A 15,899-nucleotide genomic window follows, 5' to 3' on the forward strand; every position below is an offset into this window, starting at 1 on the left:
GGCGCACCGGCCCCGGGGGTCAGTTCGCCGTCGTGGGCTGCCACGGCGCCGCCGGGCCGGCCGGGCCCGCGGTCCGCGTCCAGTACAGCCGCCCGTCCAGGCCGATCGCGGCCGCCGCCGCGCCGGCGCCGTCCTCGACGGCCGAGGGGGCGCCGGTGAACAGGACGTTCTCGTCCGGCTTCCAGTGCGGGCCGTCCGCGCCCTGTACGAGGGTGGCGAGCGCGCCCGAGGCGGTGCGGCCGGCCACGAGCCGCCCCGCCGCGCCGACCATGCCGTAGCCGGAGGGGTCGCCGAGGTCGGTGGGGGCGGAGGGAGCCGTGCCGGTGAACAGCACGCTGCGTACGTCTCCGGAGTCCGCGGCGCGGTAGTACACCCGCACCCCCGCGCCGTCCGCGCGGGCGGACAGGCCCGTCGTGTTGGGCGGGAGCCCGGTGGCCGCGGCGCGCGCGGGCACCGGGGCGCCGGGGGCCGGCTGCACCCACGTCGCCATGGTCTTCGGGGTGCTGGAGAAGACGTGCACCCGGCCGGTGCCGTCGGTGGCCGCCACCGGGTCGCCGACCAGGGAGGCGCCGCCCAGCGCGGTCCACGGGGTCCAGCCGCCGTCCTCGGTACGGGTCAGGGAGTGCAGCCGGCGGTCGCCGCCGCGCAGGAACACGGTCAGCTTCCCGGTGCCGTCGACCGCCGCGGCGGGAGTGGACATGTCGAAGATGCCGTTGCTGCCGCTCGCGTCGGGCGCGCCGAGCGAGGCCCAGGGGCCGAAGGAGCCGTCCGTCCGCTGCACGGTGGCCACGGCCTCGCGGTGGTAGTCGCCGAGGTCGGCGCCGAAGAGCGTGCGGGTGCCGAACACGGCGATCCGGCCGTCGGGCAGGCGGACCGTGCTCACGCCCGGGTCGATGCCGTCACCGGGCAGCAGCTCGGGTTCGCCCCAGGCGCCGCCGGCGCCGGGCGCCTTGTGCCAGACGGCGAGCCGCTGGTCGAGCACGCCGAACGCCCACAGGCCGCCGTCCGCGCCGGTCTGGAGCCAGGACGTGGAGTTGGTGCGGCTGTAGCGGACCGACTCGGCCCAGTTGTTGCCGTGCGGATCGGGCGCGACCTTGCGGTCACCGCAACCGGCCGCGCTGCCGCAGTAGTTGTCGTCCGGGTCCATCCAGGCGTACGTCTCCACGATGCCGGCCTTGGCGTCGGAGACGTCCTTGGTGAAGGTGTGCGGCAGGTGGCTGGTGTTGTAGCCGAAGTAGCTCTGGACGGTGAAGTCCGGGTGGTTGGCGGACCGGGCGTACTCCTGGAGGGCGGCCTGGGCGAAGCGGGCGCTGTAGATGTGGTCCTGGTGGTCGATGATCTTCCCCGGCTTGCCGTCCACGCTCGGCGTCGGGTCCATCGTGCGGACGTGCGTCGGGTGGAACTTGGTCATCAGACCGGAGAGCGCCTGGACGAGCTGGTCCTTCGTGTACGTGAAGGCGCGCGCGGGGCTGCCCGACGCGAGCTGCGAGGTGAGCGCGGGGGTCTTGCCGTTCCACAGGCCGCGCAGGCTGTGCGGCTGGTTGCCGAGGATCGTCTCGGACTCGCGCAGCTGCATCCACACCAGGTGGATGGAGGGGTGGGCGTCGAGGGTGTCGAGCTCCGCGGTGCCGCCGCCGGCGGTCGGTATGGAGCTGCGGGTCCACGAGGCGGCGCGGTCGCCGGTCGCCATCTGCGCGTAGGCGCCGCGTATGCCGTTCTGGCGGGCTTCGGAGTACGCGGCCCGGTCGGCCCCGGGCCTGCGGGCGCCCTTCTTGGCGGCCGGCGCGTTGACGCCGTCGGCCTCGCCCGCGGTGACGTAGACCGACGTCATGGGGCGGCCCGAGCGGAGCGACTGGCCGGTGTCGGGGTTCATGAAGAACAGGTCGTCGTCCGGGTGGGCCATGATCTGCATCACCGAGCCGCCGGTGGGGCGCACCGGGGGCGGGGACGCGATGGTCCGGCCGTTCGCGGCGGGTGCGCCCGTGGCGCCCTGGCTGTCGGGCATCGCGAGTTCGGCGAACGCGCCGCCCGAGATGAGCACGGCGACGAGCGCGGAGCCGGCTACGGCGCCGCGGCGTGAGAGCAGCGCGGAGCGCAGCGGCAGCCTGGACTTCATGGGTGTGGTCTTTCGGTGTTTCGGGCGGCCGGGGCCGGTCGGTGCGTGAGCACGTTCTTCGGCGGGGGCCGGCCGGAGTGCTCGATCAGGAATGGTCACTCTCTGATCGGCTAAGAAGACGAAAGGTCCAAGAATGCGGTTCATTCTGGCGACTCGCCAAATCGTGTGGCGTTGATCACCCCCCCCAAGTCCCGTGCGTCGGCGACGCCGAGGCCCGACCCCCTGGGGCTCCGCCCCGGACCCCGTTCGCGCGTTCTCCCACCCACCCCCCGTGCGGCACAGCGAAGGGTGCGGCCCCCCGGGGCTCCGCCCCAGACCCCGTTCGCGCCTGAAGGGCGCTCGTCCTCAAACGCCGGACGGGCTGAGGATGCCGATGCCGGGCACCCTGCCAAGAACAGCCCCGCCAGGGGCGCGGGGCTGTGACACGTGCGCGGCTCCGCCGCGGTGGGCGCGATGCCGGGTGCCCTACAGGGGCGCGGGGAACTGCGCGGGAAGTGGGCACGGTCCGCAGATGAAGGCGGGGTTCGGCCCCGAGGGCTGAGGGCGTCCGTGCTGCCCGGCGGCGAGTAGTCAGGGGCGCGGGGAACTGCGCGGGAGGCGGGCACGGTCCGCGGATGAAGGCGGGGTGGGGGCTCCGGCGGGGCCGGGGTGGCGGGGGGCCGGTAGGGTCGGGATACGTACGACGTGGGAGGCGGGCAGATGACCGTGCCGGTGCCGGGGCGCAGAAGCAGTACGTTCACCCGCCTACTGCGGCATGGGTTCACCGACCTCGCCGCGGCCGAGCGCCTCCTGGAGACCCCCGAGCTCGCCCCCGTCCGCTCCGACTCCGTCCTCCTGGACGCGCTCGGCGCCACCGCCGACCCCGACCTGGCCCTCCTCGGCCTCGTCCGCATCGTCGAGGCGCAGGACGACGACGAGCGCCGCGCCCTCCTCGACACCCTCGTCACCGCGAAGCCGCTGCGCGACCGCCTCCTCGGCGTGCTCGGCGCGTCCGAGGCGCTCGGCGACCACCTCGCCCGCCACCCGCACGACTGGCACGCCCTCGTCACCTACGAGGCCGCCGACCTGCACCCCGGTGTCGCCGAGTTCGAGCGGGGCCTGGCCGAGGCCACCGACCCCGTCTCGCTGCGCGTCGCCTACCGGCGCTGCCTGCTCGCCATAGCGGCCCGCGACGTGTGCGGCACCACCGACGTGGCCCAGGCCGCGGCCGAGCTGGCCGACCTCGCCACCGCGACCCTGCGCGCCGCCCTCGCCATCGCCCGCACCGCCGCCCCCGCCGACGCGGACCAGTGCCGGCTCGCCGTGATCGCGATGGGCAAGTGCGGAGGGCACGAGCTCAACTACGTCTCCGACGTCGACGTGATCTTCGTGGCCGAGCCCGTCGACGGCTTCGACGAGGGCAAGGCCCTGCAGGCCGCGGGCCGCCTCGCCGCGCACCTCATGCGGATCTGCTCGGAGACCACCGTCGAGGGCGTGATCTGGCCCGTCGACGCCAACCTGCGCCCCGAGGGCCGCAACGGCCCGCTCGTGCGCACGCTCTCCAGCCACCTCGCCTACTACCAGCGCTGGGCCAAGACCTGGGAGTTCCAGGCGCTGCTCAAGGCCCGCCCGGTCGCCGGCGACCTCGACCTCGGCCAGGAGTACGTCGAGGCCGTCGCCCCGCTGGTGTGGCAGGCCGCCGAGCGGGACAACTTCGTCGCCGACGTGCAGAAGATGCGGCGCAGGGTCGTCGACAACATCCCCGCCGCCCAGGTCGAGCGCGAGCTGAAGCTCGGCCCCGGCGGCCTGCGCGACGTCGAATTCGCCGTCCAGCTCCTGCAGTTGGTGCACGGGCGCAGCGACGCCACCCTGCACAGCGGCACCACCCTCGACGCCCTCGCGGCGCTCGCCGCGGGCGGCTACGTGGGCCGCGCGGACGCCGCTCAGCTCGACGAGGCGTACCGGTTCCTGCGCGCCATGGAGCACCGCATCCAGCTCCACCGGCTGCGCCGCACCCACCTCGTGCCGGAGGACGAGGCCGATCTGCGCCGGCTCGGCCGCTCGCTCGGCCTGCGCACCGAGCCCGTCGCCAGCCTCCACAAGGAGTGGAAGCGACACGCCTCGGTCGTCCGGCGTCTGCACGAGAAGCTCTTCTACCGCCCGCTCCTGGACGCCGTCGCCCAGCTCGCCCCCGGCGAGATCCGGCTCAGCCCCCGCGCCGCCGCGCACCGCCTCGAAGCGCTCGGCTACGCCGACCCGGCCGCGGCCCTGCGCCACCTGGAGGCCCTCAGCTCCGGCGTGAGCCGCAAGGCGGCCATCCAACGCACCCTGCTGCCCGTCCTGTTGGGCTGGTTCGCGGACTCCGCCGATCCCGACGCCGGCCTGCTCGGCTTCCGCAAGGTGTCCGACGCGCTCGGCAAGACCCCCTGGTATCTGAGGCTGCTGCGCGACGAGGGCGCCGCCGCCGAGAACCTCGCCCGCGTCCTGTCGGCCGGCCGGCTCGCCCCCGACCTGCTGCTGCGGGCCCCCGAGGCGGTCGCCATCCTCGGCGACCCGGACGGCCTCGCACCGCGCGGCCGTGACCACCTCGAACAGGAGATCATGGCCGCGGTCGGCCGGGCCGAGACCGCCGAGGGCGCGGTCGCCTCGGTCCGCGGGGTGCGCAGGCGCGAACTGTTCCGCACCACCGCGGGCGACCTCATCGGCTCGTACGGGACCGAGGACAGCCCCGCCGAGGAGGACCCCGGCGCGCTCGTCGACCGGGTCGGCACCGCGGTCACCGACCTGAACGCGGCCACCATCGCGGGCGCTCTGCGCGCCGCCGTGCGCGCCGAGTGGGGCGACACCCTGCCGACCCGCTTCACCGTCATCGGCATGGGCCGCTTCGGCGGCCACGAGCTGGGCTACGGCTCGGACGCGGACGTCCTGTTCGTGCACGAACCCCGCGAGGGCGTCGACGAGCAGGAGGCGGCGCGGGCCGCCAACCGGATCGTCTCCGAGATGCGCCGGCTCCTCCAACTCCCCGCCGCCGACCCGCCGTTGCTGATCGACGCCGATCTGCGCCCGGAGGGCAAGTCCGGGCCGATGGTGCGCACGCTGAAGTCGTACGAGGCGTACTACCGGCGCTGGTCGCTGGTGTGGGAGAGCCAGGCGCTGCTGCGCGCCGAGGTGATGGCCGGCGACGCGGAGCTCGGGGCCCGCTTCATCGAGCTGATCGACCCGCTGCGGTATCCGATGGAGGGCCTGAACGACGACGCGGTGCGCGAGATCCGCCGCCTCAAGGCCCGGATGGAGTCCGAGCGGATGCCGCGCGGCGCCGACCCCACGCTCCACGCCAAGCTGGGCCGCGGCGGCCTCTCCGACGTCGAGTGGACCGTGCAGCTGTTGCAGATGCGGCACGGCTGGGAGCTGCCGGGGCTGCGCACCACCCGGACCCGTGAGGCGCTGGCCGCCGCGCATGCGGCGGGGCTCGTGGAGACCGAGGCCGCGGCGATACTGGACGAGGCGTGGGTGCTGGCCACGCGGGTGCGCAACGGGGTCATGCTGGTCCGGGGGCGGGCCGGTGACACGTTCCCGTCCGACGGGCGGGAACTTGCGGCGGTGGGGCGTTACCTCGGGTACGAGCCGGGGCATGTCGGGGACATGCTGGAGGACTACCGCCGCCTGACGCGCAGGGCGCGGGGGGTCGTGGAGGAGCTGTTCTACGGGGCACACCTGTAGCCCCGGCCCGCCGGGCTGGACGCGGGTAACCTGGCGCGCCGGTCGACCCATACCGCGCTCAGGGGCGCGGGGAACTGCGCGAGAAGCGGGCACGGTCCGCACCCGTAAACCGGGTCGGGGGGAAGCGGGCGCGGTTCGCAGGCGAAGGCGGGCCCCGGGTGGGTTTACGCCCCGGACTGGCTGGGGGCGCGGCGGCGCGGGGCCGGTTCGCGTACGCGCTTCGGGAGCCGGTGCGGCAGGGCGCCGTACCACGTGCGCGAGACCAGGAGGCCGAAGGTGAGGCAGAGCAGGCCGCCCACCGCGTCCAGCCAGAAGTGGTTCGCCGTGGAGACGATCACCACCAGCGTGGCCATCGGATAGAGCAGGCCCAGGATCTTCGCCCAGGGCGCGGAGGCCAGCGCGAAGATCGTCAGGCCGCACCAGGTCGACCACCCGATGTGCATGGACGGCATCGCCGCGTACTGGTTCGACATGTTCTTCAGGTCGCCCGACGCCATCGAGCCCCAGGTGTGGTGCACCAGGACCGTGTCGACGAAGCCGCCGCCGTTCATCAGGCGGGGCGGCGCGAGCGGGGCGAAGAAGTAGCCGACCAGGGCCACGCCCGTCGTCGCGAAGAGCACGAGGCGTGACGCCGCGTAACGGCCGGGGTGACTACGGAACAGCCACACCAGGACACCGATGGTGACGATGAAGTGCAGTGTCGCGTAGTAGTAGTTCATGCCGACGATGAGCCATGTCACCGAATTCACGGCGTGGTTGACCGACTGCTCCACCGCGATGCCCAGATGGTGCTCGACGCTCCAGATCCAGTCGGCGTTCCGCAGCGCCTGTGCCTTCTGCTCCGGCACGGCGTTGCGGATCAGCGAGTACACCCAGTAACTCACCGCGATCAGAAGGATTTCGAACCAGATGCGTGGCCGGCGCGGACGGCGCAGACTGCGCACCCGGGCGGTAAATCCATTTCGTCCGGGTTCGTTGGTCGTGGGTGAGGCCGACGGTTCCTTGGTTGGAGCGGCCGTCCGGCCTTCCAGAGTCTTCACGGTCATGTCACCCATGGGAAGAGAGTCTGCCAGATGCACATACCCCCCGCCGATCATCCTCCGGTCGGGTTCGGTCCGCACCCGGTACTCCCAGAGGACGAGGCGACCCCGACGGGGCCCGGGGTCACGGGGCGGTGAGCGGGCGGGCGCCGGAGGTCGAACCGCGTACGACCAGCTCGGGCATGAACACGAACTCGCTGTGCGGCGCGGGGGTGCCGCCGACCTCTTCGAGCAGGGCGCGCACGGCCGCCTGGCCCATCGCCGTCACCGGCTTGCGGATCGTGGTGAGCGGTGGGTCGGTGAACGCTATCAACGGAGAGTCGTCGAACCCCACCACAGAGACGTCGCGCGGTACGTCGAGCCCCGCCTGGCGGGCGGCCCTGATCGCGCCGAGCGCCATCATGTCGCTGGCGCACACGACCGCGGTGCAGCCCTGGGCGATCAGCGCGGAGGCGGCCGCCTGGCCGCCCTCCAGGGTGTAGAGCGAGTGCTGGATCAGGGACTCCGCCTCGGCGAGGCTGAGGCCGAGCCGGTCCATCATCCCCGCGGTGAAGCCCTCGATCTTGCGCAGGACCGGCACGAAGCGCTTGGGCCCCACGGCCAGGCCGATCCTGGTGTGACCGAGCGCCGCGAGATGCGTGACGGCCAGCCGCATCGCGGCCCGGTCGTCGGGCGAGATGAAGGGCGCCTGCACCTTCGGCGAGAAGCCGTCCACCAGGACGTACGGGACTCCCTGGGCGCGCAGCTGCTCGTACCGCTCCATGTCGGCGGTGGTGTCCGCGTGCAGCCCGGAGACGAAGATGATCCCCGAGACGCCCCGGTCCACCAGCATCTCGGTGAGCTCGTCCTCGGTGGAGCCGCCCGGGGTCTGCGTCGCGAGCACCGGGGTGTAGCCCTGCCGGGTCAGCGACTGCCCGATGACCTGGGCGAGGGCGGGGAAGATCGGGTTCTCCAGCTCCGGCGTTATCAGGCCGACGAGCCCCGCGCTGCGGCGGCGCAGTCGTACGGGCCGCTCGTACCCCAGCACGTCGAGTGCGGCGAGAACGGATTCACGGGTGCCCGCGGCCACGCCGGGCTTGCCGTTGAGCACGCGGCTGACTGTGGCTTCGCTGACCCCCGCCTGGGCTGCGATGTCGGCGAGCCGTGCGGTCACGGGATTGGACTGTACCGGTCGCACGTCAGATTGCCCACCAGACGGCGGATTCGCCCGGCAGCAGCGCGTTCTCGTCGTCGAACTCGACGGCGGCGCTGGTGAGCAGCGGACGCCCCGGGAGGGGGAGTTGGACCGCGCGGCCGAGGGTGTTCAGGGTGCAGACGAAGCCCGGACGGGCGAAGGCGAGGACCCCCTCCGGTGCCGGCAGCCACGTCATGGTGCCGTCGCCGAGGCCCGGCACCTCGCGGCGCAGGGCGAGCGCCGCGCGGTAGAGCTCCAGCGTCGAGTGCGGGTCACCGGACTGGGAGGCCACGCTCAGGCCACGCCAGGACGCGGGCTGCGGCAGCCAGGGCGCGGCACCGCCGAAGCCGTACGAGGGGCCGTCCGCCGTCCACGGGATCGGCACGCGGCAGCCGTCGCGGAAGCCGTCCTGACCCGAAGCGCGGTGGAAGGCGGGGTCCTGGCGCACCGCGTCGGGCAGGTCGGTGACCTCGGGCAGGCCCAGCTCCTCGCCCTGGTAGAGGTAGGCCGAGCCGGGCAGGGCCAGCGTGAACAGGGTCGCCGCGCGGGCCCGGCGCAGGCCCTGCTCACCGCCGCCGTAGCGGGTCACATGGCGTACGACGTCGTGGTTGGAGAGCACCCAGGTGGTGGGGGCGCCGACCGCGCCGGTGGCGGCGAGCGAGGCGTCGACCGTCGCGCGCATCCGCTCGCCGTCCCAAGGACACGTCAGGAACTGGAAGTTGAAGGCCTGGTGCAGCTCGTCGGGGCGTACGTACAGGGCGAGCCGCTCCGGGGAGGGCGCCCAGGCCTCGGCGACCGCGATGCGCTCGCCGTCGTAGCCGTCGAGCAGCTCGCGCCAGCCGCGGTGGATCTCGTGGACGCCGTCCTGGTCGAAGAAGGGGAGCACCTGGCTGCCGATGAGCTTGGCCTGCTCGCGCGCGCCGATGTCCGGCAGGCCCGCCGCCTTCACCATGCCGTGGGCGACGTCGATGCGGAAGCCGTCCACGCCGAGGTCGAGCCAGAAGCGGAGCACCGAGTCGAACTCGGCGCGCACCTCGGGGTGGTCCCAGTTCAGGTCGGGCTGTTCGGGGGCGAACAGATGCAGGTACCAGTCGCCGTCGGGGACCCGGGTCCAGGCCGGGCCGCCGAACACCGACTCCCAGTCGTTGGGCGGGAGTTGGCCGTCGGAGCCCTTGCCGGGGCGGAAGTGGTAGCGCTCGCGCGCGGCGCCGCCGGCCAGCGCGGCGCGGAACCAGTCGTGCTGGTCGCTGGTGTGGTTGGGCACGACGTCGACGATGATCCGCAGGCCCAGCCGGTGGGCCTCGCGCACCAGGTCGTCCGCGTCGGAGAGCGAACCGAAGAGGGGATCCACGCTGCGGTAGTCGGCCACGTCGTAGCCGCCGTCGGCCTGCGGGGAGGCGTAGAAGGGGGTCAGCCAGACCGCGTCCGCGCCCAGCTCCCGCACGTACGGCAGCCGGGCCGTGACGCCGGGCAGGTCGCCGACGCCGTCGCCGTCGCCGTCCGCGAAGGAGCGCACGTACACCTGGTAGATCACCGCGTCGCGCCACCAGCCGGCGGCCGGGCCGGGCCGGTCCTCGGCGACGGCCGGCGTCGTCAGCTCCTGCGTCATGTGTGGTCCCCTTCGCCTGTGTCTGCGGGATCAGCGGGATCAACGCCGATGGCCCCTCGAAAGTAACAGTCCTGCAAGGTCTTGCGGAAGCCTTGCAGCGCCCCGACGGGTGCGTGTGAACCAGGCGCACCCCCCTTGACAAGGCGCACAACGGCAACCGTGCGGACACGCTGATGTAACGATCGACCGCCCTTGCAGAAATTCTTCGCAAGGTCTTTCGGTCGCCTTTCATCCTTGTTACGTTCCTGGCGATCCGGCGCCGTGATTGGAACGGCACCCAGTGAAGGAGTTCTCATGCGACGTGGCATAGCGGCCACCGCGATCGCGGCGACCCTCGCTCTCGCGGCGACGGCCTGCGGTGGCAGCGACAGTGACGGCGGCAAGGCGGACGGCCCCGTCACCATCACCTGGTGGGACACCTCGAACGCCACGAACGAGGCGCCCACGTACCAGGCGCTGGTCACGGAGTTCGAGAAGGCGAACCCGAAGATCAAGGTCAAGTACGTCAACGTGCCCTTCGACCAGGCGCAGAACAAGTTCGACACCGCCGCCGGCGCCAAGGGCGCCCCGGACGTGCTGCGCGCCGAGGTCGGCTGGACGCCCGCCTTCGCGAAGAAGGGCTACTTCGTGCCGCTCGACGGCACCGAGGCCCTCGCGGACCAGGCCAAGTTCCGGCCCAACCTGATCAAGCAGGCCCAGTTCCAGGGGAAGACCTACGGCGTGCCGCTGGTCACCGACACCCTGGCGCTCGTCTACAACAAGGCCCTCTTCGCCAAGGCCGGCATCACCAAGGCCCCGGCCACCTGGGACGAGCTGAAGGCGGACGCCGCGCTCGTCAAGGAGAAGGCCGGCGTCGACGGCTACTGGGGCTCCACCGCCGGGTACTACGCCCAGCCGTTCCTGTACGGCGAGGGCACCGACACGGTGGACGCCGCCGGCAAGAAGGTCACCATCGCGAGTGCCCCCGCCAACAAGGGCCTGGAGACCTGGAAGGGCCTGTTCGACGGCCCCGGCCTGCACAAGGCGGACGTCACCGCCGACGCGTACGCCCACATCCAGGACGCCTTCGTGAACGGCAAGGTCGCCGCGATCGTGCAGGGCCCGTGGGAGATCACCAACTTCTACAAGGGCTCCGCGTTCCAGGACAAGGCCAACCTCGGCATCGCCACCGTCCCGGCCGGCTCCGCGGGCAAGGCCGGCGCCCCGACCGGCGGCCACAACCTGTCCGTGTACGCGGGCTCCGACAAGACGCACGCCGACGCCGCCCTGAAGTTCGTCAACTTCATGACGTCGGCCAAGAGCCAGGAGACCATCGCCCTCAAGAACTCCACGCTGCCGACCCGCGACGACGCCTACACCGCGCAGGTCAAGGCCGACCCGGGCATCGCCGGCTTCCAGGGCGTGCTGCCCGCCGCCCAGCCGCGCCCGGAGCTGCCCGAGTACAGCTCGCTGTGGACGCCGATGGACACCGAGCTGCCGAAGGTCGCCGACGGCAAGGAGTCCGTCGCCGACGCCACGAAGAGCCTTGAGCGGGACATGGCCAAGCTGGTCCCCGACTTCTCCAAGTGAGCCCCGCCGCCGGGCCGTTCCCCACGGGGGACGGCCCGGCGGTACGCACGTCCGCCGAACTTCCCGGAAAAGGTGTCGAGATGACCGTTGCCGTCGATGGCGCGGCCCCCACGAGCGCGGCCACGGCGCGCCCGGGGCCGCGGGAGCGCCTCAGGCGGTCCTGGCAGAAGCACTGGTACGCGTACGCGATGGTCGCGCCGATCGTCGTCGTGCTCGGCGTCCTCGTGCTCTATCCGCTCGTCCAGGGCGTCTACTACACGCTCACCGACGCCAACAGCCTCAACTCGGCGCGCACCATCGGCGCCAACCACATCGCCGGCACCTACGAGTTCGTCGGGCTGCACAACTACGCGGACATCCTGTGGGGGCCGACCGCCTGGGACCGGTTCTGGTCGCACTTCATCTGGACGGTGGTGTGGACCGTCGCCTGTGTGACCCTGCACTACACCATCGGCCTGGTGCTGGCCCTGCTGCTCAACCAGAAGCTCCGCGGCCGCACCTTCTACCGGATGATGCTGATCCTGCCGTGGGCGGTGCCCACCTTCGTCACCGTCTTCTCCTGGCGCCTGATGCTCAGCGACTCCGGCGTCGTCAACACGATGCTCGGCACGCTCCACCTGCCCCAGCCCCAATGGCTTGAGCAGCCGCACTTCCAGCAGCTCGCCGCGATCCTCGTCAACACCTGGGTCGGCGTGCCCTTCATGATGGTCTCGCTCCTCGGCGGCCTCCAGACGATCCCCGCCGAGCTGTACGAGGCCGCCGAGATGGACGGCGCGACCCCCTGGCAGCGCTTCCGCCACGTCACCCTGCCGGGCCTGCGGCCGGTCAGCGCCACCGTCGTGCTGCTCGGCATCATCTGGACCTTCAACCAGTTCGTGATCATCTTCCTGCTGTTCGGCAACGGCGGCGCCCCCGACGCCCAGATCCTCGTCACCTGGGCCTACCGGCTCGGCTTCGGACAGCAGCCACGCGACTTCGCGCAGTCGGCCACCTACGGCGTGCTGCTGCTCTCCATCCTGATCGTCTTCTCCTCCTTCTACCGTCGCTGGCTGGCCCGCAATGAACAGGTCTGATGCCCCCATGACCAGGACCACCAAGGTCGTTTCCCGGGACCACGGCCGGCGCCGCACCGCCGTCCTGTCGCACCTCGCGCTGAGTTTCGCCGCCCTCGTCGCGCTCTTCCCGATCGCGTGGCTCGTCTTCGTCTCGCTCGGGCCCGACAAGGACGACTACCTCCACCCGGGCCGCATCTGGTCCAAGCTGTCCTTCTCCAACTACGCCTTCGTCACCGAGCACACCAAGTTCTTCACCTGGCTCGGCAACACCGCCCTGATCGCCGTCCTGACCTGCGTCATCGGCGTGATGTTCGCGGCGACCACCGGCTACGCGGTCTCCCGGATGCGCTTCCCCGGCTACAAGAAGCTGATGTGGGTGCTGCTCGTCACCCAGATGTTCCCGATCGCCGTCCTGATCGTGCCGATGTACCAGATCCTCGGCGACATGGGTCTCATCGACACCTACGGCGGCCTGATCCTCGTGTACTGCTCCACCGCGGTGCCGTACTGCGCGTGGATGCTCAAGGGGTACTTCGACACCATCCCGGTCGAGATCGACGAGGCGGGCCGCGTCGACGGACTCAGCCCGTTCGGCACCTTCTTCCGCCTGATCCTGCCGCTCGCCCGGCCCGGCCTCGCCGTCGCCGCGTTCTACACCTGCCTCACCGCGTGGGGCGAGGTGGCGTTCGCGTCCACCTTCATGCTCGACGACAGCAAGTACACGCTCGCCGTGGGCCTTTCCAGCTTCGTCAGCCAGCACGACGCCCAGTGGAACTACATGGCCGCGACCGCCGTGCTCATCGCGATCCCGGTCTCCGCGATCTTCTATCTGGTCCAGAAGCACCTCGTGACCGGCATGACCGCAGGCGCCACCAAGGGCTGAGCCGGACTCCGCTCCGGCTCCGCAAGCACCAGGTACCCAGGGGGCCCGCCCCCGGACCCCGTTAGGACGACATGACCCAGCACATCGCTGCCCCCCGCCCCCAGACCACCAGCACCCAGTGGTGGCGGGACGCCGTGATCTACCAGGTCTATCCGCGCAGCTTCGCCGACGGCAACGGCGACGGCATGGGCGACCTCGACGGCGTACGCAGCCGCCTTCCGTACCTGCGCGACCTCGGCGTCGACGCCGTCTGGCTCTCGCCGTTCTACGCCTCCCCGCAGGCCGACGCCGGCTACGACGTCGCCGACTACCGGGCCATCGACCCGATGTTCGGCACCCTGCTCGACGCCGACGCGCTGATCCGCGACGCCCACGAGCTGGGCCTGCGCGTCATCACCGACCTGGTGCCCAACCACTCGTCCGACCAGCACGAGTGGTTCAGGCGCGCCATCGAGGAGGGGCCCGGCTCGCCGCTGCGCGCCCGCTACCACTTCCGCCCCGGCAAGGGCGAGGACGGTCAACTCCCGCCCAACGACTGGGAGTCCATCTTCGGCGGTCCCGCCTGGACCCGTACCGAGGACGGCCAGTGGTACCTCCACCTGTTCGCCCCCGAGCAGCCCGACCTCAACTGGGACCACCCGGCGGTCGCCGACGAGTTCCGCTCGATCCTGCGCTTCTGGCTCGACATGGGCGTCGACGGCTTCCGCATCGATGTCGCCCACGGCCTGGTCAAGGCGCCGGGCCTGCCCGACATCGGGGGCCACGACCAGCTCAAGCTGCTCGGCAACGACGTCATGCCGTTCTTCGACCAGGAGGGCGTGCACGAGATCTACCGGTCCTGGCGGACCATCCTGGACGAGTACGACGGCGAGCGCATCGCGGTCGCCGAGGCCTGGACCCCCACGGTCGAGCGGACCGCCCTGTACGTACGCCCCGACGAACTGCACCAGGCCTTCAACTTCCAGTATCTTGGCGCCCCTTGGGAGGCGGCGGCGCTGCGCGAGGTCATCGACACCTCCCTCGCCGCGATGCGCCCGGTCGGCGCCCCCGCCACCTGGGTCCTGTCCAACCACGACGTCACCCGGCACGCCACCCGCTTCGCCAACCCGCCCGGCCTGGGCACCCAGCTGCGCACCCCGGGCGACCGGGAACTCGGCCTGCGCCGGGCCCGCGCGGCCACCCTCCTGATGCTGGCCCTGCCCGGCTCGGCCTACGTCTACCAGGGCGAGGAGCTCGGCCTGCCCGACGTCACCGACCTGCCCGACGAGGTGCGCCAGGACCCGTCGTTCTTCCGCGCGGCGGGCCAGGACGGCTTCCGCGACGGCTGCCGCGTCCCGATCCCGTGGACCGTCGAGGGCAGCTCGTACGGCTTCGGCAGCGGCGGCAGCTGGCTTCCGCAGCCCGACACGTGGGGCGGGCTCAGCGTCGAGGCGCAGACCGGCGACGCCGACTCCACCCTTGAGCTGTACCGCGCGGCCATCGCGGCCCGCCGCGCCCACCCGGGCCTCGGTGCCGGCGACGACCTGCGGTGGCTGGACGCCCCCGAGGGCGTCCTCGCCTTCGCCCGCGAGGGCTTCGTGTGCACGGTGAACCTGACGGGACGCCTGGTGTCGCTGCCGGTGCCCGGCCGCGTCGTCCTGGCCAGCGGGCCCTTCGCCGTCGACGGCGACCGGTGCGAACTGCCGGGCGACACGACGGTGTGGTGGACGGTGTGAGCCATGCCGCGCAGCCGGGCGGGCCGCGCCTCGCCGAGATAGCGGCCCAGGCCGCCGTCAGCGAGGCCACCGTCAGCCGCGTGCTCAACGGGAAGCCCGGCGTCGCCGACCCCACCCGGCAGCGGGTGCTCGCCGCCCTCGACGTCCTGGGCCGCGAGCGCCCGGCCCGGCTGCGCCGGCGCAGCGCCGGGCTGGTCGGCCTGGTCACCCCCGAGCTGACCAACCCCATCTTCCCCGCGTTCGCCCAGGCCGTGGAGCAGGTCCTCGCGGGCCACGGCTACACCCCGGTCCTGTGCACCCAACTCCCGGGCGGGGCAACGGAGGACGAGCTGGTGGAGCAGTTGGAGGAGCGCGGCGTCAGCGGCATCGTGTTCCTGTCGGGGCTGCACGCCGACACCTCCGCCGACCCGGCCCGCTATCTGGCGCTCGCCGAGCGGGGCGTCCCGTACGTCCTGGTCAACGGGTACAACGAGGCGCTGCGCGGCCCCTTCGTCTCACCCGACGACCATGCGGCGATGCGCATGGCGGTGGGCCACCTCACCGACCTCGGGCACACCCGGATCGGCCTGGCGATCGGACCGCTGCGGTACGTGCCCTCGCGCCGCAAGACCGAGGGGTTCACGGCGGCGCTCGGCGAGCGGCTCGGGCTGCGCGCCGAGGAGGCCGCCGCCTATGTGCGGCCGACGCTCTACAGCGTCGAGGGCGGCCAGGTCGCCGCGGGCGCCCTGCTCGACCAGGGCTGCACGGGCATCGTCTGCGGCAGCGACATGATGGCGCTCGGTGTGGTGCGCGCCGCGCGGGAACGGGGACTGCACGTGCCGCGCGACGTCTCGGTGGTGGGCTTCGACGACTCCCAGCTCATAGCCTTCACCGACCCGCCCCTGACCACGGTGCGCCAGCCGGTGCAGGCGATGGCGACCGCCGCCGTCTCGGCACTCCTGGAGGAGATCGCCGGAACCCCCGTGCAGCGCACGGAGTTCGTCTTCCAGCCGGAGCTGGTGGTGCGCGCGTCGACGGCGGGCGCACGCAGGCTCTAGGC

10 protein-coding genes are annotated in these 15,899 nt (G+C 72.3%); 6 read left to right on the forward strand and 4 right to left on the reverse strand.

The features are described 5' to 3' along the window. Nucleotides 1-19: 19 nt before the first annotated feature. Nucleotides 20-2,116 (reverse strand): PIG-L family deacetylase, encoded by a 2,097-nt coding sequence (locus OOJ98_RS05895; RefSeq protein WP_267053541.1) that lies wholly within the window; start codon nucleotides 2,114-2,116, stop codon nucleotides 20-22. 699 nt (nucleotides 2,117-2,815) lie between these two features. Here OOJ98_RS05895 and OOJ98_RS05900 point away from each other — a divergent pair. Next, nucleotides 2,816-5,815, forward strand: a complete 3,000-nt coding sequence (locus OOJ98_RS05900) for a bifunctional [glutamine synthetase] adenylyltransferase/[glutamine synthetase]-adenylyl-L-tyrosine phosphorylase (protein WP_267053542.1) — start codon at nucleotides 2,816-2,818, stop codon at nucleotides 5,813-5,815. A gap of 164 nt (nucleotides 5,816-5,979) precedes the next feature. Here the strand turns inward: OOJ98_RS05900 and OOJ98_RS05905 are convergent, their stop codons facing one another. The 3 genes from OOJ98_RS05905 to OOJ98_RS05915 all read right to left on the reverse strand — a co-directional run bounded on the left by OOJ98_RS05905 (nucleotide 5,980) and on the right by OOJ98_RS05915 (nucleotide 9,638). After that, nucleotides 5,980-6,870 (reverse strand): phosphatase PAP2 family protein, encoded by an 891-nt coding sequence (locus OOJ98_RS05905; RefSeq protein WP_267053543.1) that lies wholly within the window; start codon nucleotides 6,868-6,870, stop codon nucleotides 5,980-5,982. Between the two features lie 109 nt (nucleotides 6,871-6,979). After that, nucleotides 6,980-8,008 carry a LacI family DNA-binding transcriptional regulator gene (locus OOJ98_RS05910; protein ID WP_267053544.1) on the reverse strand — a complete coding sequence of 343 codons (1,029 nt, stop codon included), beginning with the start codon at nucleotides 8,006-8,008 and terminating at the stop codon, nucleotides 6,980-6,982. Nucleotides 8,009-8,033: 25 nt separating this feature from the next. After that, complete coding sequence (locus OOJ98_RS05915) at nucleotides 8,034-9,638, reverse strand: glycoside hydrolase family 13 protein (RefSeq protein ID WP_267053545.1); 1,605 nt, start codon at nucleotides 9,636-9,638, stop codon at nucleotides 8,034-8,036. A gap of 294 nt (nucleotides 9,639-9,932) precedes the next feature. Between OOJ98_RS05915 and OOJ98_RS05920 the strand changes: the two genes are divergently transcribed. From OOJ98_RS05920 to OOJ98_RS05940, 5 genes are all read left to right on the forward strand, one after another. Beyond that, complete coding sequence (locus OOJ98_RS05920) at nucleotides 9,933-11,207, forward strand: extracellular solute-binding protein (protein ID WP_267053546.1); 1,275 nt, start codon at nucleotides 9,933-9,935, stop codon at nucleotides 11,205-11,207. A gap of 80 nt (nucleotides 11,208-11,287) precedes the next feature. Next, entirely contained in the window at nucleotides 11,288-12,280 is a 993-nt protein-coding gene (locus tag OOJ98_RS05925; RefSeq protein WP_267053547.1) for a carbohydrate ABC transporter permease, read from the forward strand. Nucleotides 12,281-12,287: 7 nt separating this feature from the next. Beyond that, the gene (locus tag OOJ98_RS05930; protein WP_267053548.1) at nucleotides 12,288-13,145 is read left to right on the forward strand and encodes a sugar ABC transporter permease; all 858 of its coding nucleotides are present in this window, start codon (nucleotides 12,288-12,290) and stop codon (nucleotides 13,143-13,145) included. A 71-nt stretch (nucleotides 13,146-13,216) separates the two neighbouring features. After that, nucleotides 13,217-14,860, forward strand: coding sequence for a glycoside hydrolase family 13 protein (locus OOJ98_RS05935; RefSeq protein WP_267053549.1), 1,644 nt, complete (start codon nucleotides 13,217-13,219; stop codon nucleotides 14,858-14,860). After that, a complete protein-coding gene (locus OOJ98_RS05940; protein WP_267053550.1) occupies nucleotides 14,848-15,897 on the forward strand; it encodes a LacI family DNA-binding transcriptional regulator in 1,050 nt (349 codons plus the stop codon). The genes OOJ98_RS05935 and OOJ98_RS05940 overlap by 13 nt, the downstream gene beginning before the upstream one ends. The last annotated feature ends 2 nt before the right edge of the window (nucleotides 15,898-15,899 follow it).

It is taken from the genome of Streptomyces sp. NBC_00083 (assembly GCF_026343295.1).
Classification (GTDB): domain Bacteria; phylum Actinomycetota; class Actinomycetes; order Streptomycetales; family Streptomycetaceae; genus Streptomyces.

What these genes read in the sequence shown, in the direction of transcription:
- OOJ98_RS05915 (WP_267053545.1), bottom strand. Translation starts at nt 9,638, where the DNA reads ATGACGCAGGAGCTGACGACGCCGGCCGTCGCCGAGGACCGGCCCGGC.
- OOJ98_RS05905 (WP_267053543.1), bottom strand. Translation starts at nt 6,870, where the DNA reads ATGGGTGACATGACCGTGAAGACTCTGGAAGGCCGGACGGCCGCTCCA.
- OOJ98_RS05920 (WP_267053546.1), top strand. Translation starts at nt 9,933, where the DNA reads ATGCGACGTGGCATAGCGGCCACCGCGATCGCGGCGACCCTCGCTCTC.
- OOJ98_RS05925 (WP_267053547.1), top strand. Translation starts at nt 11,288, where the DNA reads ATGACCGTTGCCGTCGATGGCGCGGCCCCCACGAGCGCGGCCACGGCG.
- OOJ98_RS05935 (WP_267053549.1), top strand. Translation starts at nt 13,217, where the DNA reads ATGACCCAGCACATCGCTGCCCCCCGCCCCCAGACCACCAGCACCCAG.
- OOJ98_RS05895 (WP_267053541.1), bottom strand. Translation starts at nt 2,116, where the DNA reads ATGAAGTCCAGGCTGCCGCTGCGCTCCGCGCTGCTCTCACGCCGCGGC.
- OOJ98_RS05930 (WP_267053548.1), top strand. Translation starts at nt 12,288, where the DNA reads ATGACCAGGACCACCAAGGTCGTTTCCCGGGACCACGGCCGGCGCCGC.
- OOJ98_RS05900 (WP_267053542.1), top strand. Translation starts at nt 2,816, where the DNA reads ATGACCGTGCCGGTGCCGGGGCGCAGAAGCAGTACGTTCACCCGCCTA.